Origin of the sequence: Ramlibacter sp., assembly GCF_050250995.1 — a bacterium.
Taxonomy (GTDB): domain Bacteria; phylum Pseudomonadota; class Gammaproteobacteria; order Burkholderiales; family Burkholderiaceae_C; genus Ramlibacter.
Window position 1 is genome coordinate 16,901 of record NZ_JBFWNP010000050.1, and the last position, 20,734, is coordinate 37,634.

Below are 20,734 nucleotides of genomic sequence, written 5' to 3' on the forward strand. Positions count from 1 at the left end.
CTGCGGCGCGTCTAGCAACCGCGCGCGCGCAACTTCCCGACGATGCCCGTGGGAAAGTAGTAGACCGAGAGCACGAACAGCACGCCGAGCCACAGCAGCCATCGGTCCGGCGACAACAGCGCCGAGAGCCACGGCAGGCCCGACGCGGCTTCGCTGCCCAGCTTGAGCAGGTCCTGCAGATAGCTTTGTGCGACGAGAAAGAGCGCCGAGCCGATGACGGCGCCGTACATCGTTCCCATGCCGCCGATGACCACGATCAGCAGCACGTCGAGCATGATCTCGAACGAGAGCGAGGTGTCCGGGCCGTTGTACTTCAGCCAGACCGCCAGCATGGCGCCCGCGAGCGTGGCGAACAGCGCGGACAGGATGCTCGACGTCGTGCGGTACACGACGACGCGATAGCCGATGGCTTCGGCGCGGAACTCGTTCTCGCGGATCGCCTGGAGCACGCGGCCGAAGGGCGAGTTGACGATGCGCAGCATGGCGAGGAACAGCGCCATCGCCACGACGAACAGCAGGTAGTACGAGAGCAGCCGGCCGTCGAGCGACACGCCGAGGAAAGGCGTTTCGGAGAACTTGTGGCTGGGCGCGAGCAGCTCCGGCATCTTGAACGTCAGGCCGTCTTCTCCGCCCGTCACTTCGGACAACTGCGAGGCCAACGTCTGGAATGCCGCCGCGACGGCCAGCGTGATCATCGAGAAGAAGATCGCCCGCACCCGCAACGAAAAGAGGCCGATGGCGAGCGCGAGCACGAAAGACAGCGCCAGCGCGACGACGATGCCGACACCCAGCGCGCTCCAGCTCGCGCCCATGCGCGTCGATGCGACCGCCACGCCATAGGCCCCGATGCCAAAGAACATCGTGTGCGCGAAGCTCACGATGCCGGTGTACCCCAGCAGCAGGTCGAAGCTCGCGACCAGCACCACGAAGATCAGCACCTTGGCCGCGACGTTGAGCGCCTTCACGCCGGGAAAGATGAAGGGCGTGAACGCGAGGCCGACGAGGATGGCGACGAGCACCGCGGCCAGGACGCGGTTGCGCGGGTAGTCGCGCGAGAGCAGGCGGTCAGCGAGCGTCATTTCGACAAGGCATAGACGCCCTGCGGCCGCCACAGAAGAATGGCCATCATGAGCAGGATGTTGGAGAAGAGCGCCGCCTTCGGCACGAGGAAGCCGGTGTAGTTGGCCATCAGGCCCACGAGCAACGCGCCGATCAGCGCGCCCGTGGTCGAGCCCAGCCCGCCGATGATCAGCACGATGAAGATGAGCACGTTGACCTGCGCGCCGATCTGCGGAATGACGCTTTGCTGGTACAGGCCCCACATCACGCCGCCGAGCCCGGCCAGTGCGCTGCCGACGACGAACACGCCAACGAACAGCACCTTGATGCGGTAGCCGAGCGATTCGACCATCTCGCGGTCCTGGACGCCCGCGCGGATCAAGAGGCCGATCTTGGTGCGCGTCAAGGTCCACAGCAGCGCGCCGAACACGAGCGCGCCGACCACGACCGCGATGAGCCGGTACTTCTCGACGGCCGCGTCGCCGAACAGCAGCGTGCCGCGCATGCCCTCGGGCAGCGGCAGCGGAATCTGCTGCGGCCCCCAGATGACCTTGATCAGCTCTTCGCCGATGATCATGCCGCCCATGGTGATGAGGATCTGCTTCAGGTGGTTGCCGTACACCGGGCGCACGATGAATCGCTCGAAGGCCAGGCCGATCGCGCCCGCGATCAGCATGGCGACGACCATTGCGGGCAGCACCGCCAGCAGGTTCTTCCACAAGCTCGCGGACGCCGTGTAGTCGCCCATGCTGCCCAGCACGCTCGTCGCGACGAAAGCGCCGAGCGCGATGAACACGCCATGCCCGAAGTTCAGCACGTCCATCAGACCGAAGACGAGCGTGAGCCCCGACGCGATGATGAACACGATCATGCCCATCGCGAGGCCGGCGACGGTGAGCGTGAGCCAGGTGGACGGCGAGCCGATGAAGGGCAGCACGACCAGCGCCAGCACGGGCACCAGCGCCATCGGCTTCCAGTCGAAGTCGTCGAAGAAACTCATATCGCCAGCCCCAGCAGCGAGTGCTGCAGTTCCTCGTTCTCCGCCAGTTCGCGCATCGGTCCGGCGTGCACGACCTGCCCGTCGTCCATCACGGCCACCGTGTCGCCCAGGCGTTTGGCGAAATTGATGTTCTGTTCCACGAGCAGCAGCGTCACGCCGCTCGCCTTGAGCTCGCCGAAGGCGTCGATCATGTTGTTGATGATCGCGGGGGCGAGCCCTTTGCTCGGCTCGTCGACGATCAGCAGTTCGCGCGGCTCGACGATGGCGCGCGACACGGCAAGCATCTGCTTTTGCCCGCCCGAGAGCTTGCCGGCCGGGTGGTTCCAGAACTTTTCGACCGCGGGGAAAAGGCCGAAGATCCACTTCAGGCGCTTGTCGTCCATGTCGTCGACCGACTTCGCGCCGCGCGCGGCGAGCAGCATGTTCTCCTTGACCGTGAGGTCGGCGAAGATGCCCATGTTCTCGGGGACGTAGGCGATGCCGAGGCCGGCAATCTGCGGCGTGGGCATCTGCGTGATGTCCTTGTCGCCGAAGGCGATGCGGCCCTGCGAAGCGCGCCACAGGCCCATGATCGTGCGCAGCGTCGTCGTCTTGCCCGCGCCGTTGCGCCCGAGCAGCATCGTGAGCTGGCCGCGCGGCACGGACAGATCGACGCCATGGAGGATGTGATACGCGCCGATGTGCGTCTGCACACCCGACAGCGTGAGCAGATCGTTCATGGCTGTTCGCTCCTTCCCCCTGGAGGGGGAAGGCCGGGATGGGGGGGAGCGTCAACCTGCGCGGAGGCGTCCTGGGGCGCCAGCCCCAGGTAAGCCTCTTGCACGATCGGCGACGCGATGACCTCCGCAGGCTCGCCATCCGCCACCAGCGACCCGTTGTGCAGCACGATGATGCGATCCGCGAGCTCGCGCACGACGTCCATCTTGTGTTCGACGAGCAGGATCGTCTTCGACTTGTCCGCCTTGAGCTTTCGGATGAGGTTGAGGATGACCGGGGCCTCGGCCGCATTCATGCCGGCGGTCGGCTCGTCGAACATGTAGACCTTGGGGTTCAGCGCCATCAGCAGCGCCACCTCCAGCTTGCGCTGGTCGCCGTGCGGCAGGTTGGCGACGAACTCCTGCGCCTTGTCCTTCATCGCGACCGCATCGAGGATCTCGTCCGCGCGCTTCGTCAGCGCCACGTGGTCGCTCCAGATGCTCCAGAGGTTCAGCCCGTGACGGTGGTCGCCATCGGCCAGCGCCTGCACGGCGAGCCGCACGTTCTCCAGCACGGTCAGTCGCGGGAACAGGTTGGTGAGCTGGAACGCTCGGCCCAGGCCGGCGCGCGTGCGCTGCGACGCGGAGTGGCCCGAAAGATCCCTGCCCGCCAGCGTCACCGTGCCGGCGCTCGCCTTGAGCTGGCCGGAGATGAGGTTGAAGTACGTCGTCTTGCCTGCGCCGTTGGGGCCGACGATGGCGGTGAGCGTGCCGGGCTCGAACGAGCACGTGACGGCATTCACCGCGACGTGTCCGCCGAAGCGGATGGTGAGGTCTTGGGTCGCCAGGAGGCTCATGCGGTCCTCGAAGGGTGAGCGGTGCCCGCCCGCGCGGTGCGCGAGGAGCCTCGGGGAGGGCATGCGCCCTTCCCCGCGTTCGGGAGTTCAGCCGATCAGCGCTTGTTCTTGATCGGAACCGCCATGTCTTCCGGCTTGATCTCGCGCACGAGTTCCGGCACGCCCCAGGCGAAGGCCGGGTCGTTCTTGATCCGGAAGTGATACATGCTCTGCATGGCCTGGTGGTCTTCCTTGCGGAACCACATCTTTCCCTTCGGCGTGTCGAAGGACATGCCTTCCATGGCGGTGATCATCTTCTCGGTGCCCGTGTCGCCCGCGGTCTTCTTGAGCGCCGCGACGACGGCCATGGCGGCGGAGAAACCGCCGGCCGTGAAGAAATCCGGCGGCGCCTTGAACTGCCGGTAGTGGTTGGCGACCAGCCACTCGTTCACCGGATTCTTGGGGATTCCGAAGTAGTAGTAGGTCGCGCCTTCCATGCCGGGGAACTGCTTGTACGCGGCCATCGCGGGCAGGATGTTGCCGCCGCTCGCGACGTCGATGCCGAAGCGCGTCTTCAGGTTCTGCGCGGCCAGCGCGTTGAAGGGCGGCGTGGCGCCGGCCCACACGACGGCGATGAACTTGCGGCCTGGCTTGTCCTTGAGCTGATCGACGATGCGCTGGATGCCGGCGGTGAAGTCGGTCGTGTTCTGCGGGAGGTATTCCTCGTGCACGATCTTCGATTTCTTCAGCGACTCCTTGAACGCCTTGATGCCGTCTCGGCCGAACGCGTAGTCCTGCGCGAGCGTGGCGATGGAAACGTCGGGGAAGTCGGCGACGGCGGCGTTGCTCAGCGCGTCCTGCGAGCTGTTGCGGCCGGTGCGGAAGATGTAGCGGTTCCACTTGTCGCCGGTGATGGCGTCGGCCACCGCGGGCTCGACCATCAGCACCTTCTTGTATTCCTCGGCCACGGGCAGCATGGCGAGCGCGACGGCGCTGGAGGTCGGCCCGATGGCGAGGTCGACCTTGTCGTCGCTGTACGCGGTGGCCAGCAGGCTCTTGCCCACGTCGGGCTTGCCCTGGTCGTCTTTCTCGATGAGCACGATCTTGCGGCCGTTGACCGTCATCGTGCCGCCCGTGGCGTACTCCAGGCCCATCTGCAGGCCGACCTGGGTCTGCTTGCCGTAGGCTTCGAGCGGGCCGGTGCGGCTGTAGATGTGGGCGATCTTGATTTCCTTGCCCTGGGCGAGGACGAGGCTCGGTGCGATCGAGCTGCAGGCAAGCGCGGCGAGCGCCAGCCAGGTGCGACGGAACATGGATGTCTCCTGATATTTGGACTGCAAAGGCAGACCCGCTCATGCATGAGGTGTGCCATCACGCAAGTCGTTGATTTCCAAAGGATCGCAGAATATCGCGGGAAGAAATGCCTGAATCACAGACACTTCGAAGTGACTGAAATTCAGGCAGATGCTTTAAATTCAGACATTTCATCGAGCCGCTCGTAGAGCTTCGCCCGCGAGATTCCGAGCAGCTTGGCGGCCGCGACCTTGTTGCCTTGGGTTTTCGCCATGGCCGCGATGATGGCGCGCCGCTCCAGTTCGGCCACCTGTTCGGCGAGTGGCCGCAGGTCCGCATCGACAGGGCGATCCCCGCGCGGCAAGGGCGCGAGCGGCGGCGCGATGCGATCGGCGCCCGAGGCGCGCAGCACGGCGGTGAGGTCGTCGACGCCGAGGTGCGGCGAGTCGCTGCGGATCGCGGCCTGCTCCAGTACGTTGCGCAGTTCGCGAGTATTGCCGCGCCAGGGCTGCGCGACGAGCATCGCCATGGCGTCGGCCGTCACGTCGAACGGCGCGGCGCCACTGCGCAGCGCGATGTCTTCGGACAGCACTTCGACGAGCGCGGGAATGTCGTCGCGCCGCTCGCGCAGCGGCGGCACGCGGATCGGCAGCACGTTGAGGCGATAGTAGAGGTCTTCGCGGAACTTGCCCTCGCGCACCAGCGACGCCAGGTCGCGTGACGTGGCCGCGATCACGCGCGCGTCGAAGCGCACGAGCTTGTTGGAGCCGAGCGGCTCGATCTCGCCCTCCTGCAGCGCGCGCAGCAGCTTCGGCTGCAAGGTCGCGGGCATGTCGCCGATCTCGTCGAGGAACAGGGTGCCGCCATCGGCAAGCTTGAACTTGCCGTCGCGGCCCTTGCGGTCGGCGCCGGTGTACGCGCCGGGCGCGACGCCGAAGAACTCCGCCTCGAGGAGGGTGTCGGGCACGGCAGCGATGTTCACGTTGACGAGCGGTCCGCCCGAGCGCGACGACGCCGCGTGGATCGCATGCGCGAGCAGTTCCTTGCCGGTGCCGGTTTCGCCGAGCAGCAGCACGGGGCTGTTCGACGTGGCGGCGCGCCGCGCGTGCCGCTTCACTTCGGCGGCTGCCGGACTGCTGCCGATGAAGCTCGCCAGCGTGTACTTGTGGCGGCGCTGCGTGGCGAGTTCGCGTCGCGCGTCGTCGAGGTCGCGCTGCAGGGCCGCGAATTTGTGGATGAGCGGCTGCAGCGTCGTCTCGGGATGGTCGAACAGCACGATGCCGAGCGCGCCGATCACCTGTCCCGCCTCGTCGCGCAGCGGAATGCGGCTCACGACGAAAGTCCCTGCGCGGTTGGTGAGCAGGTCGATGAGGATCGGCTTGCCGCTCGCGATCACGCGGTCCATCTGCGTGTTCTGCACGACCTCGGAAACGGGGTGGCCGACGAAGTCTTCTTCCTTCGGAAAGCCGAGCGCGGGGAGAAAACGCCGGTACTGGTCGTTGATCCACACCACGCGCGCGTCGCGGTCGACGAGCAGCATGCCTTCGCTCGCGTTGGCGAACAGGTCGAACATCGAGCGCGCGGCCAGCTCCAGGATGCGCTGGCCGTCCAGCGGGAGGGAGCGGTCGGGGGTCATGGAGAAATGCTAACGCACGCGAAAGTGAATGGCGCAAGCAAATGGGGTCAGATCACGATTTCGCGCGAGGTCTTTGCACAACGCCACGGTCCGATTCGAAATCGTGCTCTGACCCCGTTTGCGCTCCCACCGGAGACTCATGCGGCAGCATCGCCCACAGCGGCACGGCCTCGACGCCCTCCCCAATCGGATAGCGATGCTCACCCGGATAGACCACGTACATCGCATCGAGCTTCAGGTCGTCGATGGCGATACGCATGCTGGGCGTGACCTTCGGCGCCAGGCTTCGCTTGAATTCGACGCCGATGCGCTGCGGGCCCCGAAACATCAGCAAGTCGAGCTCGGCGCCCTGATGCGTGGCCCAGAACCAGGCGTGGTCCGGCTTCGCCATGCGCAGCACCTGCTCGAGTGCGAAGCCCTCCCAGCTCGCGCCGGCCTTCGGGTGCGACAGAAGTTCGGTGAACGAGCGGATGCCCATCAGCGCATGGAGCAGGCCCGTGTCCCTGAAGTAGATCTTGGGCGCCTTCACCTGCCGCTTGCCGAGGTTCTCGTGCCACGGCTGCAACTGCCGAACCATCAGCGTCTGCGTGAGGATGTCGAGATAGCGGCGCACCGTCGGCTCGGAGACGCCGAGCGAGCGAGCCGGATCCGCCGCGGACCAGATCTGCCCGTGATAGTGGGCGAGCATCGCCCAGAAACGCAGCATGGTGGGCGCCGTGACGTCCAGGCCGAACTGGGGCATGTCGTTGCGCACGTGGAGCGAGACAGCGTCGTTGCGCCAGGCAAAGCTGTCTTCCTCCGATGTCGCAAGCCAGGAGCGGGGAAAGCCGCCCTGCGACCACAGCATGTCCGCGACGTCATTGCGCCAATGTCCGGCCTGCATCACTTCGCGCAGGTCGAATCCGCCCACTTCGACGACCTCGACGCGCCCGAGCAGCGACTCGCCCGCCTGCCGCGAAAGATCGGGGGACGCGCTGCCGAGCAGCAGGAATTGCCCCGGCGCGTCGGATCGATCCATCAGCACGCGCAGCAGCGGAAACAGCTCGGGGCGCCGCTGGACTTCGTCGATGACCACGAGACCTTGCAGGTTCTCCAGCACCGCGACGGGCTCGGCCAGGCGTTCGAAGCCGGGCTGATATTCGAGGTCGAAGTAGTTGGGAGAATTGCGGCTGAGGAACTGCTGCGCGATCGTGCTCTTGCCGGCCTGCCGAGGTCCGATGAGAACAACGCCCCGGGAGCGCCCCAACGCGCGCCGCAAGGCGAATTCGAGCTCGGGGCGGGGGATCATGGGCGCATGGTATCACCATGAAATTCGAAAGTCAGACTTTCGAATTTCATGGTTTTTGCTCCGCCCCTCGGTGACCTACGCCACCCTCTTCATCCGCCGATACACCCGCGGCAGCACCACCACCGCCACGATCACGACGATCAGCCCGATCGACATCGGACGCTCGACGAACACGCGGAAGCTGCCTTCGCCGATCGACACGGCGTTGCGCATCTGCGCTTCGGCGAGCGGGCCGAGGATCATGCCGACCACCACGGGCGCGGTCGGAAAGTCGAAGCGCCGCATCAGCAGCCCGAGCAGCCCGATGCCCCACAGCAGCGCGATGTCGAACGAACTCTGGCGCATGCCGTAGGCCCCGACGGTCGCGAAGATCAGGATGCCGGCATAGAGCTGCGGCTTGGGAATCTTCAGCAGCTGCACCCAGATCTTCACGAGCGGCAGGTTCAGGATCAGCAGCATCACGTTGCCGATGTAGAGCGAGGCGATCAGCGCCCAGACGAGCGCCGCCGACGTCGTGAAAAGCTGCGGCCCCGGCTGGATGCCGTAATTCTGGAACGCGCCGAGCAGCACCGCCGTCGTGTTGGACGTAGGAATGCCGAGCGTGAGCAGAGGGATCATCGCGGCGGTCACCGCGGCGTTGTTCGCGGCCTCGGGTCCGGCCACACCTTCGATGGCGCCCCTCGTGCCGAAGTCCTCGCGGTTCTCGCCCTTCGCCAGCTTCTTCTCGACGGCGTAGCTGAGGAAGGTGGGGATTTCGGTGCCGCCCGCGGGAATGCAGCCGAACGGCGCGCCGATGGCGGTGCCGCGCAGCCATGCGCCGATCGAACGCTTCCATTCACGCCCGGTCATGTAGACGCGGCTCATCGCGTTCTGCGTGTCGCTGACGCGGCCTTCGTAGATGCCGAAGTGCAGGACCTCGGCCACCGCGAACAGGCCCACCGCGACGAGCACGATCTCGATGCCGTCGAGCAGTTCGGGAATGCCCATGGTGTAGCGCGGCTGGCCCGAGATCTGGTCGAGGCCGATGCAGCCGATGCCGAGCCCAAGGAAGAGCGAGGTCATGCCGCGCACCGTGCTGTTGCCGAGCACCGCGCTCACGGTCGTGAACGCCAGCACCATGAGCAGGAAATATTCCGGCGGGCCGAGCTTGACCGCGTATTCGGCCACGATCGGCGCGAACAGCGTGACGAACACCGTGGCGACCGTGCCCGCGATGAACGAGCCGATGGCGGAGGTGGCGAGCGCCGCGCCGGCACGGCCGTTCTTCGCCATCTTGTTGCCTTCCATCGCCGTCACCATGCTCGCCGTCTCGCCGGGCGTGTTGAGCAGGATCGACGTGGTGGAGCCGCCGTACATGGCACCGTAGTAGATGCCCGAGAAGAAGATCATCGACGCGGTGATGTCGACCTTGGCCGTGATTGGCAGCAGCATCGCGACGGCCACGGCCGGGCCGATGCCGGGCAGCACGCCGACCGCCGTGCCGAGCACGCAGCCGATGAAGGCCCACACCAGGTTGGCGGGGCTGATGGCGGTGGCGAAGCCCTGGAGGAGCGAAGCAAAGATGTCCATGGCGCGCTCCTAGATCCAGCCCGTGGGGGTGAGCCCCGGCAGGTTGATGCCGAGGAACTGCGTGAACATCCAGAACACGGGCGCGGAGATGGCGAAGCCGGTGAACGCATCAATGGCCAGGGTGCGCGCGCTCGACACGCCCGCCTGCCCCTGCGAGCGCCGCATGCCCTGCACCGCGAGCAGGTAGCACAGCGTGCAGCTCAGGATGAATCCGATGACGGCGATCAGCGCGGCGTTGGACAGCAACCCGGCCGAAATCCAGGCAAGCGCGGGCCACCAGCCGCGTGCCGCCCCCGTCGGTTCCTCCAGCTTGCGAAAGCCGCCGGTGCGCGCCTCGCGGACGATCAGCGCGCCGCAGATGACGAGCACGATGGACACCACCCACGGCAGGAAGTTGGGGCCGACACCGCCGTAGCCGGCCACCGAAGGCACGACCGCCGCGCCAGCGCCGAGCGTGAGCCCCAGCAGCACGATGCCCGCGCCGACCAGCGTCTGCGCGAGCTTCGCGTCGCCGGGAAGTTGGCTTGTCTGCGTCATCTCGTTTTCTCCTCCAGGTGAAAGAACGCCCGGCAGGGGCCGGGCGTGTTTTGCATGCCGCGCGCGTGCGCGTCAGACCATCCCGGACTTCACCATCGTCGCGCGCAGGCTCGCGAACTCCCGCTCGACGAACTCGTCGAAGGCGGGGCCGGTCATCACCGCCGGCGTCCAGTCGTTCTTGGCCAGCGATTCCTGCCACGACTTCGTCTTGATGGCCGCCATCACCATGTCGGTCAGCGCCTTGCGCTGCGCGGCGCTGATGCCGGGCGCGCCGTAGACGCCGCGCCAGTTGCCGATTTCGACGTCGATGCCCTGCTCCTTGAGCGTCGGCACGTCGTTCAGGCGCTTCGGCGAGGTGACGGAAATCGGCTTCATCTTGCCGGCCTTGATGTACTCCGCGAACTCGCTGTAGCCGCTGCCGCCCACCGTGACGTTGCCGCCCAGGATGGCCGCGATGGCTTCGCCGCCGCCCCGGAAGGCGACGTAGTTGATCTTGGCGGGGTCGACGCCGACCGCGCGCGCGATCATGGCCGCCGCGATGTGCTCGGTCGATCCGCGCGAGCCGCCGCCCCACTTGACGCTGCCCGGGTCTTTCTTGAGCTGCGCGACCACGTCGGCCATCGTCTTGTGCGGCGAGTTGGCCGGCAGCACAAACACGTTGTATTCGCTCGTGAGCCGCGCGATCGGCGTGCAGGTCGACAGGTTCACCGGCGGCTTGCCGGTGATGATGCCGCCCAGCATGACGGCGCCCATCACCATCATCGCGTTGCCGTCGCCCTTGCTCGCGTTGACGAACTGCGCCAGGCCCAGCGCGCCCGCGGCGCCGCCCTTGTTCTCGAACTGCACGCTGTCGGCCGCCTTCGCTTCCTGCAGCGCCTTGCCAAGTGCGCGACCCGTCGTGTCCCAGCCGCCGCCGGGGTTGGCGGGAATCATCATCTTGACGGCGGTGGCGGCCTGCGCCGAGAGGGGCAGCGCGCCCGCCGCGGCCAATGCGGCCAGCGCCTTGAGGAATTCGTCGCGTTTCATGTTTGTGTCTCCATGAGAGGAAAGTTTTCCGACAGGAGCGATCATGCCCCCGCCGGCTTTCAATCGGCTGTCCGGCTCATCCGGGAAACTACTAAAGTCACGGCCAGATGAAAGTGCTGCTGGTCGAAGACGATGCCGCCATGCGCGAGACGCTCGAGCGGACGCTTGCGCGCCGCGGCATGACGCTCGCCTCTTGCGACGACGGGCGCAAGGCGCTCGCGCTGTGGCGCTCGACCGAGCCCGACGCCGTGCTGCTCGACCTCACCCTGCCGGGGCTGGACGGCCTGGAAGTGCTGGCCCAGGCCCGAGCCAGCGGCCTGCGAACGCCGGTGCTGCTGCTCACCGCGCGCGGGACCGTCGGCGACCGCGTGCTGGGCCTCAACGCGGGCGCGGACGACTACCTGCCGAAGCCCTTCGACCTCGACGAGCTCGAGGCGCGCCTGAAAGCGCTCGTGCGCCGCCACGCGGGCGCGTCGGCGCCTGCCACCTCGCGCTTCGTCGAATTCGGCGATTTGCGGCTCGACCCGGAGAGCGGCGCGGTCTACCGCCGCGACAGCGTGCTCGAACTCACTCCGCGCGAAGCCGCCTTCCTGCAGGCGCTGCTCGCGCGGCCCGGACAGGCCGTGGGCAAGGAGCGGCTTTTCAACGCCGTGTTTCCCGGCGAGCCCGAGGTGAACCCCGAGGCGGTGGAAGTCGTCGCCTACCGCCTGCGCAAGAAGCTCGCCGCCACGCGCGTGACCGTCGTGACCTTGCGCGGGCTGGGTTACCTGGCCAAGGCCACATGATTCAAGGCCTCTCGCTGCGCCGCCGCCTGCTGGTCGGCATCCTCGTGCCGGTCGTCGCGCTCACCGCGTTCAACGGCGCGAGCCTCTACCGCCAGGCGCTGGTCGCCGCGAACACGGCCTACGACCGCACCCTGCTCGCATCGGCCAAGGTCATCGGCGAGCAACTCGACGTCGAGGGCTACGACGAACTCGCGCAGCTGCACGCGACGGTGCCCTACTCCGCGCTCGAAGCCTTCGAGGCGGACAACCGCAGCCAGATGGTCTATCGCGTTTCCAACCTCCACGGCGAGATGATCTCGGGCTACGCGCAACTGCCGTTCTGGCGCGGCACGCTGCCGGCGCGGCCCCCCTATGCGGCCCTCGTCGATTTCTACGACGACACCTACGAAGGCCGCGAGGTGCGCGTCGCGGTGCTGCTGCAACCGGTGGCGAGTTCGCAGGGCCGCGGCATGGCGGTCGTGCAGGTCGCCGAAACACTGGAGCTGCGGCAGACGCTCGCGCGCGCCGTGCTGGTCGACACGCTGTGGCGCCAGGCGGTCCTCGTGCTCGTTCTCGCGGCGGTCGTCGTGCTCGTCGTGCAGCGGACGACGCGGCCGGTGCGCCAGCTCAGCGGCGAACTGCAGGCGCGGCCCGAAGGCGACCTCACGCCCATCTCGACGGCCGGCGCACCGCGCGAACTGCTGCCGCTGCTCGACGCGACCAACGACGTGATGACCCGGCTCGCGCAGTTGCTAGAGAACCAGAAGCGCTTCGTTCGCGACACCTCGCACCAGCTGCGCACGCCGCTCGCGGTGCTGAAGACGCAGGTGCAGTCGGCCCTGCGCCACGACGTAGAGCCCACGCAGGCCCTGCGCGAAATCAGCACGACGATCGACCGCGCGACGCAGCTCGCCAACCAGATGCTCGCACTCGCCAAGGTCGAGCAGTTGCGCCAACAGTCGCAGGCGGACGTGACCGACCTGGCGGAAGTCGTTCGCGCCGTATCGCTCGACCTCGCGCCGCTCGTGGCCGACAAGGAGATCGACTTCGGGCTGGAGACCGTGCCGGCGTCGGTGCGTGCGCACGAGTGGATGCTGCGCGAGCTGACACGCAACCTGTTGCACAACGCCATCCGGCACACGCCGGTCCACGGCATGCTCGACGTGCGCGTGGTGGCCGATGGCCGTGCCGTCGCGCTGGTCGTCGCGGACGGCGGGCCCGGCATCACGGCCGAGCTTCGCACGCGGCTTTTCCAGCCTTTCTCGGCAGGCGACAGCCTCACGGGCTCGGGCCTTGGTCTCGCGATCTGCGACGAGATCGTCCGGGCGCTCGGCGGTGCGATCACGCTCGAAAACCGCACGGCATCGGGGCGCGTCGTGGGTCTGGATGCCACGGTACGCCTGCCGCTGGCGGAGAATGGCGGCTGACGACGGAGACGAAGACACAGGGACCGAATGGAACGACTGCGCATCGACAAATGGCTGTGGGCCGCGAGGTTCTACAAGACCCGCTCGCTCGCGACCGAGGAAATCGGCAAGGGCCGCGTCGAGGTCAACGGGCAGGAAGCGAAACCCGCCCGCGAGGTGAAGGTGGGCGACACGGTGGCGGTGCGCCGAGACAGCATCGTGCGGACCGTGGTGGTGATGGGCCTGTCCAACATGCGGGGGCCGGCACCCGTCGCGCAGCAGCTCTACGAGGAGACGGTCGAGAGCCTGAAGCTGCGCGAGCAGGCGGCCGAGCAGCGGCGGCTTTCGCCGGAGCCCTCGCTCTCCATCGAGCACGGCCGTCCCACGAAACGCGACCGGCGCGAGATCGAGGAATCGCGCGAGCGCTGGGGCGACCGCTGGAGCGCGTCGCTCGACGACTCGGAGTGAGCAGCGCCTGTGCCTTGGCCTGGAAGCGGGTCAGACTTTCCACGCCAGGACCGCGGCCGCTGCGGATCCATCAGGGCCGCATTGCCGCGCGGCGGGACGCCGTAGCGCCCCCCCCGCGCCGCAATCCCTGCACGACCCACACCCCCGCGATCAGCAGCAGCGCCGGCAGGTAGAACCAATGCGGCGTGGGCCGGTCGCTCGGCACTTGCACCGAGGTGATCTCCCAGCCCGGCTCGAAGCCCGCCTTCTGGGCGCGGGAACCGAACTTCACGGCGCCCACCTGCATCTTCGAGCCGAGCCCCGCCACCTGCAGACCGGCCTGCGACAGCCTCCTGCGTCCATCCTCGGCCACCGGGCCCAGGTTGACCGCTACGGTCTTCACGATGTCCTTGCCCTCCAGGGACGTGCCCTGGATCACCAGCACCAGGCGCTCGTTCGCGGGGGCAGCGCGGGCCACCTCCATCAATTGCGAGGCCGGCGCCGCGCGGTACTCGGGCACGAAGCGGTCCATGAGGAAGTCGGGGCGAAACAACAGCGCGACGGCGATGGCGAGAAGCACGTTCTCCCACCAGCGGCTGCGGACCCGGAACCAGTTCATGGTGAGGGCGGCGAAGACCAGCATGGCCACCGTGCTCGCCGCGACCACGCGCACGAGTTCGCCGACGTCGCGCACGTCGATCAGCAGCAACTGCGGATTGAAGATCCAGATGAAGGGCAGGATCACCGTGCGCAGCGCGTAGAGCGCGCCCTGGATGCCGGTCTGGATCGCGTCCTCGCCGGAGATGGCCGCCGCCGCGAAGGTCGCGAGTCCCACGGGCGGCGTGATGTCGCCCATGATCCCGTAGTAGAAGACGAAAAGATGCACCGCGATCAGCGGAATGACCAGCCCGCCCTGCGCGCCGAGCTCCACCACCACGGGCGCCATGAGCGTCGCCACCAGAACGTAGTTGGCCGTGGTTGGAACACCCAGCCCCAGCACCAGGCAGACGAAGGCGATGAACAGCAGCATCGCCATCACGTTGCCCTGCGAGACGAACTCCACGAACTCCGTCATGCGCAGGCCGAGCCCCGTGAGCGTGATGCCGCCGACGATGATGCCCGCGGTGGCCGTCGCGATGGCGATGCCGATCATGTTGCGCGCGCCATCGTTGAAGCCATGCACCACCTCGCCGCAGCCCGCGCGCCAGGCGCCCTGCGCAGGCGCGCGCCGCAGCCACGCCACGAGCGGACGCTGAGTGAGCATGAGCGCCACGAGCGCCGCGATCGCCCAGAACGCGGAGAGCGACGGCGACATCTCTTCCACCATCAGGCACCAGATCAGCGTGCCGATGGGGATGAGGAAGTGCAGTCCGGCGCGCACGGTCGGCCAGGTGTCGAGCACCTGCGGGTTCTCGATGTCGATGTCCTGCGGGAGGTCGGGGCAGCGGGCCGCCTCGCGGATCGCGGCGACGTAAAGCGCCGCGACGACCACGGCGAGCACCCAGGGCGCGGCGGAGCCGAACGCCAGCTTCACCCCTTGAAGAAGGTAGTAAAGCGCGGCCACGACGACGATCGTTCCCGACAGGCCGAGCCCCCAGCGCAGGGCGGCGGCGCGCAGCGGACGGCCCGTGCGCCGCACGAGCGGCTCCATGCCCATCTTCAATGCTTCGAGATGGACGATGTAGAACAGGCCGATGTAAGACAGCAGCGCCGGCAGCAGCGCATGCTTCACGATCTCCGCGTACGGAATGCCGACGTACTCCACCATCAGGAAGGCCGCGGCCCCCATCACGGGCGGCATGATCTGGCCGTTGACCGAACTCATGGTCTCGATGGCGCCGGCCTTCACGCCGCCGTAGCCGGCCTTCTTCATCAAGGGGATGGTGAAGATTCCGCCCGACACGACGTTCGAGACGGAGGAGCCGGAGATCATGCCGTTCAGCGCGGACGACACCACCGCCACCTTCGCCGGGCCGCCACGCAGGTGGCCCAGCGCCGCGAAGCTCACCTGCATCATGTAGTTGCCGCCGCCCGCGCGGTCGAGCAGCGTGCCGAAAAGCACGTACACGAAGATGGCCCCGGTGGAAACGCCGAGTGCGATGCCGTAGACACCTTCGGTCGTCAGCCACATATGCGATACGAGCCGGTTGAGCGAGGCGCCCTTGTGCTGCAGCACCTCGGGCATCCAGGGGCCCGCCATCGCGTAGCCGATGAAGAGCACGGCGAGCACGGCCATCGGCCAGCCCACTGCGCGCCGCGTGGCTTCGAGCAGCAGGACCATGCCCACCGTCGCCGTGGCGACGTCCATCGGGGTCGGCTGGCCCGGCCGCGTGGCGAGCTGCGCGTAGAAGAGCAGCAGATAAGCGCCGGCGAAGGCGCCCGCGAACGCGAACACCCAGTCCAGCACGGGGACGCGATCCCGCGGCGACCTTCGGCCGGCCGGCCACGCGAGAAAGGCCAGGAAGAACGCGAAGGCCAGATGGACGGCGCGCGCCTCCGTGTCGTTGAGCACGCCGAAGCCCAGCACGAAGGGCAGCGGCGAGGCATACCAGACCTGGAAGAGCGCCCAGGCGAGCGCCACGCCGAAGATCAGGTACGCGACGCCGCCGCCCGGCGTGCGCGCGCCGGTGTCCGTGTCGGCCACCAGCTGCTGCAGCGCCTCGGGCGCCTTCTCGATGTCGGAAGCCATCGTGACGCCGCGCTACGCGGGGCGCCTAGCGGATCCAGCCCTTCTCGCGGTAGAAGCGCGCCGCGCCTTCGTGCAGCGGCGCGGACAGGCCGTCCTTCACCATGTTCTGCGGATTCAGGTGCGCGAGCGCCGGATGCAGCTTCTTGAATTCGTCGAAGTTGTCGAAGACGGCCTTCACGACCTGGTACACCGTGTCGGGCGGCGTCTTGGCGGAGGCAACCACCGTTGCGAGCACGCCGTAGGTGGTCGCAGCGTCCGGGTTGTTCGGATACAGGCCGCCGGGGATCGTCGCCTTGGCGTAGTACGGCTTGTCGGCAAGCAGCTTGTCGACGGCGGGACCGGTGACCGACACCAGTTTCGCGCCGCAGGTCGTCGTCGGGTCCTGGATGTTCGCGCTGGGGTGCCCGACACCGTAGAAGAAGCCGTCGATCTTGCCGTCGCACAGCGCGGGGCCGTGCTCGTCGGCCTTGAGTTCCGCGGCAAGCGAGAAGTCGCCCATCTTCCAGCCCATCGCGCCCATGAGTTCCTCCATCGACGCGCGCGTGCCCGAGCCGGGGTTTCCGATGTTGAAGCGCTTGCCCTTCAGGTCGGCGAGCGTCTTCGCGTTCACTTCCTTGCGGGCGAGCACGGTGAAGGGCTCCGGGTGAACCGAGAACACCGCGCGCAGGTCGCGGTAGGCGCCGGCGTCCTTGAAGTTGGCGATGCCCTTCGCGGCGTTGTATTGCACGTCGCTCTGCGTGAAACCAAGGTCGAGCTCGCCGGCCTTGATCGTGTTGACGTTGAAGACCGACCCGCCGGTGGACTCGACCGAGCAGCGGATGCCGTGCTTCGCACGGTCCTTGTTCACCAGGCGGCAGAGCGCGCCGCCCGCCGCGTAATACACGCCCGTGACGCCGCCCGTGCCGATGGTGATGAACTTCTGCTGCGCCGCCGCGGGCGCGCTGAAGAGCGAGGCCGAGAGCGCGGCTGCGCCGAGCAGCGACTGTGCAAGAGGGGAAAGACGCATGATGATGAACTCCGGTCGGGCTGGGTCACGAATGGGGTACGGCCGCCTGGATCGCGCCGTGCAGCCGCTCGGCGACGATCGCGAGATCGTCTTCCGAGGCGACGAAGGGCGGCGCCAGCAGGACGTGATCACCATAGCGGCCGTCCACCGTGCCGCCCATCGGGTAAACCATCAAGCCCCGCGCCATCGCTTCGCGCTTGATGCGCGCATGCAGTTTGTGTGCCGGATCGAAGGGCGTTTTGGTCGCGCGATCGCGCACGAGCTCCACGCCCCAGAAGAGGCCGCGGCCGCGGATGTCGCCGATGTGTTCGTGGCCGTCGAACGTTTCGTGAAGGACTTGAACGAGTTGCGTACCGCGTTCGCGCACCTTCGCGAGCAGTCCGTCGCGCTCGATCACCTTCTGCACTGCAAGCGAGGCCGCGCACGCCACCGGATGCCCCAGGTAGGTGTGCCCGTGCTGGAAGAAGCCCGAGCCCGCCGTCATCGCCTCCACGATGCGCCGCTGCGCGAGCACCGCGCCGATGGGTTGGTAGCCGCCGCCGAGTCCCTTGGCCACCACCAGCAGGTCGGGCGCGATTTCCTCCTGCTCGCACGCATGCAATGTGCCGGTGCGGCCCATGCCGCACATGACCTCGTCGAGGATCAGCAGCACGCCGTGGCGATCGCACACCTCGCGCACGGCCTTGAAGTAGCCGGGCACCGGAACGAGCACGCCCGCAGTGGCGCCGCCCACGGTCTCGGCGACGAAGGCGATGACCTTGTTGCGGCCGACGCGTTCGATGGCGGTCTCGAGTTCGTTCGCGAGTCGCTGGCCGTATTGCTCCGGCGTTTCGTCCTGCAGTTGCTCGCGGTAGGGGTAGCAAGGCGAGACATGCGTCGCCTCGACCAGGATCGGCGCGAAGGGCTCGCGCCGCCACGCATTGCCGCCGACCGCGAGCGCGCCGAGCGTGTTGCCGTGATAGCTCTGGCGGCGCGCGATGAAGTGCGTGCGCTCGGGCTGCCCGGTCTCGACGAAGTACTGGCGCGCCATCTTCAGCGCCGCCTCGACGGCCTCGGAGCCGCCGCTCACGAAGTAGACGTGGCTCGTGCCCTCGGGTCCGGTTGCGACGAGCCGATCCGCCAATTCCTCCGCCACCTCGGTCGTGAAGAAGCTCGTGTGCGCGTACGCGAGCTTGTCGATCTGCGCGTGCATCGCCGCGATCACGTCGGGATGGCCGTGGCCGAGACACGACACTGCGGCGCCGCCGGAGGCATCGAGATAGCGATGGCCCTGCGCGTCGGTGATCCACACCCCGTCGCCGGCCACCGCAACCGGCGGCAGTTGATGCAGGTGGCGATGAATCACGTGGGTGCTGCGCATCGGGGGTCTCCGGGAGTGAAAGAAGTCTAAGAGCTCCAGGCGTTTCCAGCTCAAGAAGATTTGTGGGCTCCGTCTTACAAATTGAAGCGAGAGGAACCGTCACGGCGCAGTCATCGAACGGTCCCACAATCCCGCGCTGAAGTCACACACAACAACAGGCATCCGGGGAACAACAATGAATCAGAACAAGACGGCCTCCATCCTCCAGCGCGTGCCCAGGATCCTCGCCGTCACGGCCGCGTCCTACGGCCTGTCGAAAGTCGAGCGCGAACGCGCAGGCCGCACGGCCCGCCCGGACAAGAGCGGCGATCGGCCGCAAGCCTCGCAGGGCGCACGCGAAGCGCGCCACTGAGCCGTCGAGCCGGCCTCACCGCGGCACGTAGTCCCGCCCGACGATCACGATGGACTGCGGCTGCGACGTGTCGTTGTGATACGCGAGCGCGTACTCGCCCGCACTCCGAATCTCGCATAGCCCCGGCGCCGCACGGTCGGCGCCCGCGCACGGCTCGGATGTGTAGTACCGGAAGCCGCGACCCGCGAGAAAGTTGGCCTGCTCCGACGTCGGGATCACATAGAACACGCCGCCGCTGTTGGCGCCGTCGATGATGACGCGGTAGTTCGCGCCGACGGTCACGGTCTGGACGAAGCGACTGCCCGCGCTCACCGACTGCGCCACGATGGGAAAGCGCGTGCCGTCGTACGCGAAGCCGGACACCGTCAACTGCCGCTGGAACTCGAAGCGCGTTGCATTCGAGCCGCGGTTGCGGTTGACGAGGCACAGGCCGTAGTTGCCGACCGGCATGGTGAAGGAGTTGAAGCCGTACTGCCCGCGGAACGACCAGTTGGGGTAGTAGTTGAAGCTGCCGCCGTTGACGCACGCGTTGACGCTGCCGGCGTCCATCACGTAGAGGTCGGCCGAGTACTGCGCGGCGAACACGACCTCGATGTCCATCGGCGCGCCGGTGACGTTGAAGGTCCAGCCCTTGCGTTCGTTCTCGCGCAGCGTCGGGCTTTCGTTGACCTGTTCGTCGGCGGAGTAGGACGAGGTCCAGTCGATGTTGGCGGGACGCGAGCCGCCGGTGGACGTGCCGCCGCTGCTGGTGCCGCCCGACGAGGTTCCTCCCGACGAGGTTCCTCCCGACGAAGTTCCGCCGGAGGACGTGCCGCCGCTCGTTCCACCCGATGACGTTCCACCCGACGACGTGCCGCCCGTGGAGCCGCCGGCAGGCGTTCCGGTGGACGTGATCGTGCCGCCCATTCCGATGTTGCCGACGTTGCTGCCCGCGGCCGAAGCGCCGAACGTGTTGGCCGCGGACGCGCTCGCCCCCTGGTCGCGCGCCGCCGCATAGGCGTCGCAGTAGGTCGTGGTGTAGAGCAGCGGCGTGCCGACGAAGCACTCGTTATACGCCGACGTGTAGGTCGAGGTTCTCACCGTCGCCGCCGACACCGCGCTCGCGCTGTGCGCGGCATTCGCGCTCACCTGCTGGTTGAACGAGCGCGCCGCGTTCGCGAACGAGGCGTCGGCCTCGAGTTCGATGAGCAGGTTGACCAGGTTCAGCACGATCTGGCCGCGCGCGGCCGGCCCGTAGGCGGCGAAGATCTGCCCCACCGCATCGCGCAACAGGGAGTACGAGACGGGATTGGTGCTGGCCGCGGTGATGCGCGTGTTGTCCAGGACGCGCTGCGCGAGCGCCGTGTCGCTCAGGCCTGCCGCATCGTTGGCGAAGCGATTCGACTGGGCGAGCGCGCCGCTGGCGGAGACGGTGGCCGCATAGGTGCGCATGTCGGTGTTCGACGGCGCGGTGCCGTACCACGCCTGGTGCAAGCGCAGCGCGACCGACGTTCCGTCCTGCGATTGCGCCTGCTGGGGCTCGTTGGCGCGCATCGCCTGCGCCACTGCCATGGAAGCAGGCGCTGCATTCGCGGCGCTCGCCTGCGGTGTCTCCCCTCCCCCTCCACAGCCCGCAACGAACAACGACACTGCAACGCAGGCGGCTAGCTTCTTCATCTTCGGCGGTCCTTCTTGCCTGTTCTTACTTCTTGTGCGCCGCGATCCTAGCAAATCGATTGCCCAAAACAAAACCCGCCTTGCGGCGGGTTTGTTCTTTGGCGGAGCGACAGGG

Annotated in this window: 19 protein-coding genes; 5 read left to right on the top strand and 14 right to left on the bottom strand. The window is 67.5% G+C overall.

All coding sequences use genetic code 11. The features are described 5' to 3' along the window. Positions 1-11: 11 nt before the first annotated feature. The 10 genes from AB7E83_RS22900 to AB7E83_RS22945 form a co-directional block, all read right to left on the bottom strand. Positions 12-1,079, bottom strand: coding sequence for a branched-chain amino acid ABC transporter permease (locus tag AB7E83_RS22900; RefSeq protein ID WP_428573136.1), 1,068 nt, complete (start codon positions 1,077-1,079; stop codon positions 12-14). Continuing rightward, positions 1,076-2,059, bottom strand: coding sequence for a branched-chain amino acid ABC transporter permease (locus AB7E83_RS22905; protein ID WP_428573137.1), 984 nt, complete (start codon positions 2,057-2,059; stop codon positions 1,076-1,078). Before AB7E83_RS22905 ends, AB7E83_RS22900 begins: the two co-directional genes overlap by 4 nt. Further along, positions 2,056-2,778: an ABC transporter ATP-binding protein gene (locus AB7E83_RS22910; RefSeq protein ID WP_428573138.1), complete on the bottom strand. Its 723-nt coding sequence runs from the start codon at positions 2,776-2,778 to the stop codon at positions 2,056-2,058. Before AB7E83_RS22910 ends, AB7E83_RS22905 begins: the two co-directional genes overlap by 4 nt. After that, positions 2,775-3,611: an ABC transporter ATP-binding protein gene (locus tag AB7E83_RS22915; protein ID WP_428573139.1), complete on the bottom strand. Its 837-nt coding sequence runs from the start codon at positions 3,609-3,611 to the stop codon at positions 2,775-2,777. The genes AB7E83_RS22910 and AB7E83_RS22915 overlap by 4 nt, the downstream gene beginning before the upstream one ends. A 95-nt stretch (positions 3,612-3,706) precedes the next feature. Continuing rightward, a complete protein-coding gene (locus AB7E83_RS22920) occupies positions 3,707-4,903 on the bottom strand; it encodes a substrate-binding domain-containing protein (RefSeq protein WP_428573140.1) in 1,197 nt (398 codons plus the stop codon). Positions 4,904-5,046: 143 nt separating this feature from the next. Continuing rightward, positions 5,047-6,519 carry a sigma-54 interaction domain-containing protein gene (locus AB7E83_RS22925; protein WP_428573141.1) on the bottom strand — a complete coding sequence of 491 codons (1,473 nt, stop codon included), beginning with the start codon at positions 6,517-6,519 and terminating at the stop codon, positions 5,047-5,049. Between the two features lie 52 nt (positions 6,520-6,571). Then, entirely contained in the window at positions 6,572-7,807 is a 1,236-nt protein-coding gene (locus tag AB7E83_RS22930; RefSeq protein ID WP_428573142.1) for an ATP-binding protein, read from the bottom strand. Between the two features lie 75 nt (positions 7,808-7,882). After that, the gene (locus AB7E83_RS22935) at positions 7,883-9,376 is read right to left on the bottom strand and encodes a tripartite tricarboxylate transporter permease (RefSeq protein WP_428573143.1); all 1,494 of its coding nucleotides are present in this window, start codon (positions 9,374-9,376) and stop codon (positions 7,883-7,885) included. 9 nt (positions 9,377-9,385) lie between these two features. Then, positions 9,386-9,913: a tripartite tricarboxylate transporter TctB family protein gene (locus AB7E83_RS22940; protein WP_428573144.1), complete on the bottom strand. Its 528-nt coding sequence runs from the start codon at positions 9,911-9,913 to the stop codon at positions 9,386-9,388. Positions 9,914-9,985: 72 nt separating this feature from the next. Further along, positions 9,986-10,939 (bottom strand): Bug family tripartite tricarboxylate transporter substrate binding protein, encoded by a 954-nt coding sequence (locus AB7E83_RS22945; protein WP_428573145.1) that lies wholly within the window; start codon positions 10,937-10,939, stop codon positions 9,986-9,988. A 107-nt stretch (positions 10,940-11,046) separates the two neighbouring features. Between AB7E83_RS22945 and AB7E83_RS22950 the strand changes: the two genes are divergently transcribed. From AB7E83_RS22950 to AB7E83_RS22960, 3 genes are read left to right on the top strand one after another with little or no spacing between them, the layout of a single operon-like run. Then, positions 11,047-11,724 carry a response regulator transcription factor gene (locus AB7E83_RS22950; RefSeq protein ID WP_428573146.1) on the top strand — a complete coding sequence of 226 codons (678 nt, stop codon included), beginning with the start codon at positions 11,047-11,049 and terminating at the stop codon, positions 11,722-11,724. Further along, positions 11,721-13,130 (top strand): sensor histidine kinase, encoded by a 1,410-nt coding sequence (locus AB7E83_RS22955; protein WP_428573147.1) that lies wholly within the window; start codon positions 11,721-11,723, stop codon positions 13,128-13,130. Before AB7E83_RS22950 ends, AB7E83_RS22955 begins: the two co-directional genes overlap by 4 nt. Positions 13,131-13,157: 27 nt before the next feature. Then, complete coding sequence (locus tag AB7E83_RS22960) at positions 13,158-13,577, top strand: RNA-binding S4 domain-containing protein (RefSeq protein ID WP_428573148.1); 420 nt, start codon at positions 13,158-13,160, stop codon at positions 13,575-13,577. 70 nt (positions 13,578-13,647) lie between these two features. Here AB7E83_RS22960 and AB7E83_RS22965 read toward each other — a convergent pair whose 3' ends face one another. The 3 genes from AB7E83_RS22965 to AB7E83_RS22975 are packed head-to-tail and all read right to left on the bottom strand — an operon-like array spanning position 13,648 to position 18,611. Beyond that, positions 13,648-16,245: a TRAP transporter permease gene (locus AB7E83_RS22965; protein ID WP_428573149.1), complete on the bottom strand. Its 2,598-nt coding sequence runs from the start codon at positions 16,243-16,245 to the stop codon at positions 13,648-13,650. Between the two features lie 25 nt (positions 16,246-16,270). Next, positions 16,271-17,251 (bottom strand): TAXI family TRAP transporter solute-binding subunit, encoded by a 981-nt coding sequence (locus AB7E83_RS22970; RefSeq protein WP_428573150.1) that lies wholly within the window; start codon positions 17,249-17,251, stop codon positions 16,271-16,273. 25 nt (positions 17,252-17,276) lie between these two features. Next, entirely contained in the window at positions 17,277-18,611 is a 1,335-nt protein-coding gene (locus tag AB7E83_RS22975) for an aspartate aminotransferase family protein (protein WP_428573151.1), read from the bottom strand. A gap of 175 nt (positions 18,612-18,786) precedes the next feature. On the opposite strand from AB7E83_RS22975, the gene AB7E83_RS22980 reads away from it, so the two are divergent. Continuing rightward, the gene (locus tag AB7E83_RS22980; RefSeq protein WP_428573152.1) at positions 18,787-18,963 is read left to right on the top strand and encodes a hypothetical protein; all 177 of its coding nucleotides are present in this window, start codon (positions 18,787-18,789) and stop codon (positions 18,961-18,963) included. Between the two features lie 15 nt (positions 18,964-18,978). On the opposite strand, the gene AB7E83_RS22985 is transcribed toward AB7E83_RS22980, so the two are convergent. Continuing rightward, entirely contained in the window at positions 18,979-20,514 is a 1,536-nt protein-coding gene (locus tag AB7E83_RS22985; protein WP_428573153.1) for a hypothetical protein, read from the bottom strand. Between AB7E83_RS22985 and AB7E83_RS22990 the strand changes: the two genes are divergently transcribed. Continuing rightward, on the top strand, positions 20,513-20,734 hold a 222-nt coding region (locus tag AB7E83_RS22990), incomplete at its 3' end, for a hypothetical protein (protein WP_428573154.1). The genes AB7E83_RS22985 and AB7E83_RS22990 overlap by 2 nt on opposite strands.

Coding starts and splice junctions, on each gene's coding strand:
- AB7E83_RS22970 (WP_428573150.1), bottom strand. CDS start 17,251: ATGCGTCTTTCCCCTCTTGCACAGTCGCTGCTCGGCGCAGCCGCGCTC.
- AB7E83_RS22980 (WP_428573152.1), top strand. CDS start 18,787: ATGAATCAGAACAAGACGGCCTCCATCCTCCAGCGCGTGCCCAGGATC.
- AB7E83_RS22965 (WP_428573149.1), bottom strand. CDS start 16,245: ATGGCTTCCGACATCGAGAAGGCGCCCGAGGCGCTGCAGCAGCTGGTG.
- AB7E83_RS22985 (WP_428573153.1), bottom strand. CDS start 20,514: ATGGCAGTGGCGCAGGCGATGCGCGCCAACGAGCCCCAGCAGGCGCAA.
- AB7E83_RS22955 (WP_428573147.1), top strand. CDS start 11,721: ATGATTCAAGGCCTCTCGCTGCGCCGCCGCCTGCTGGTCGGCATCCTC.
- AB7E83_RS22945 (WP_428573145.1), bottom strand. CDS start 10,939: ATGAAACGCGACGAATTCCTCAAGGCGCTGGCCGCATTGGCCGCGGCG.
- AB7E83_RS22960 (WP_428573148.1), top strand. CDS start 13,158: ATGGAACGACTGCGCATCGACAAATGGCTGTGGGCCGCGAGGTTCTAC.
- AB7E83_RS22975 (WP_428573151.1), bottom strand. CDS start 18,611: ATGCGCAGCACCCACGTGATTCATCGCCACCTGCATCAACTGCCGCCG.
- AB7E83_RS22940 (WP_428573144.1), bottom strand. CDS start 9,913: ATGACGCAGACAAGCCAACTTCCCGGCGACGCGAAGCTCGCGCAGACG.
- AB7E83_RS22950 (WP_428573146.1), top strand. CDS start 11,047: ATGAAAGTGCTGCTGGTCGAAGACGATGCCGCCATGCGCGAGACGCTC.
- AB7E83_RS22930 (WP_428573142.1), bottom strand. CDS start 7,807: ATGATCCCCCGCCCCGAGCTCGAATTCGCCTTGCGGCGCGCGTTGGGG.
- AB7E83_RS22915 (WP_428573139.1), bottom strand. CDS start 3,611: ATGAGCCTCCTGGCGACCCAAGACCTCACCATCCGCTTCGGCGGACAC.
- AB7E83_RS22900 (WP_428573136.1), bottom strand. CDS start 1,079: ATGACGCTCGCTGACCGCCTGCTCTCGCGCGACTACCCGCGCAACCGC.
- AB7E83_RS22935 (WP_428573143.1), bottom strand. CDS start 9,376: ATGGACATCTTTGCTTCGCTCCTCCAGGGCTTCGCCACCGCCATCAGC.
- AB7E83_RS22905 (WP_428573137.1), bottom strand. CDS start 2,059: ATGAGTTTCTTCGACGACTTCGACTGGAAGCCGATGGCGCTGGTGCCC.
- AB7E83_RS22925 (WP_428573141.1), bottom strand. CDS start 6,519: ATGACCCCCGACCGCTCCCTCCCGCTGGACGGCCAGCGCATCCTGGAG.
- AB7E83_RS22920 (WP_428573140.1), bottom strand. CDS start 4,903: ATGTTCCGTCGCACCTGGCTGGCGCTCGCCGCGCTTGCCTGCAGCTCG.
- AB7E83_RS22910 (WP_428573138.1), bottom strand. CDS start 2,778: ATGAACGATCTGCTCACGCTGTCGGGTGTGCAGACGCACATCGGCGCG.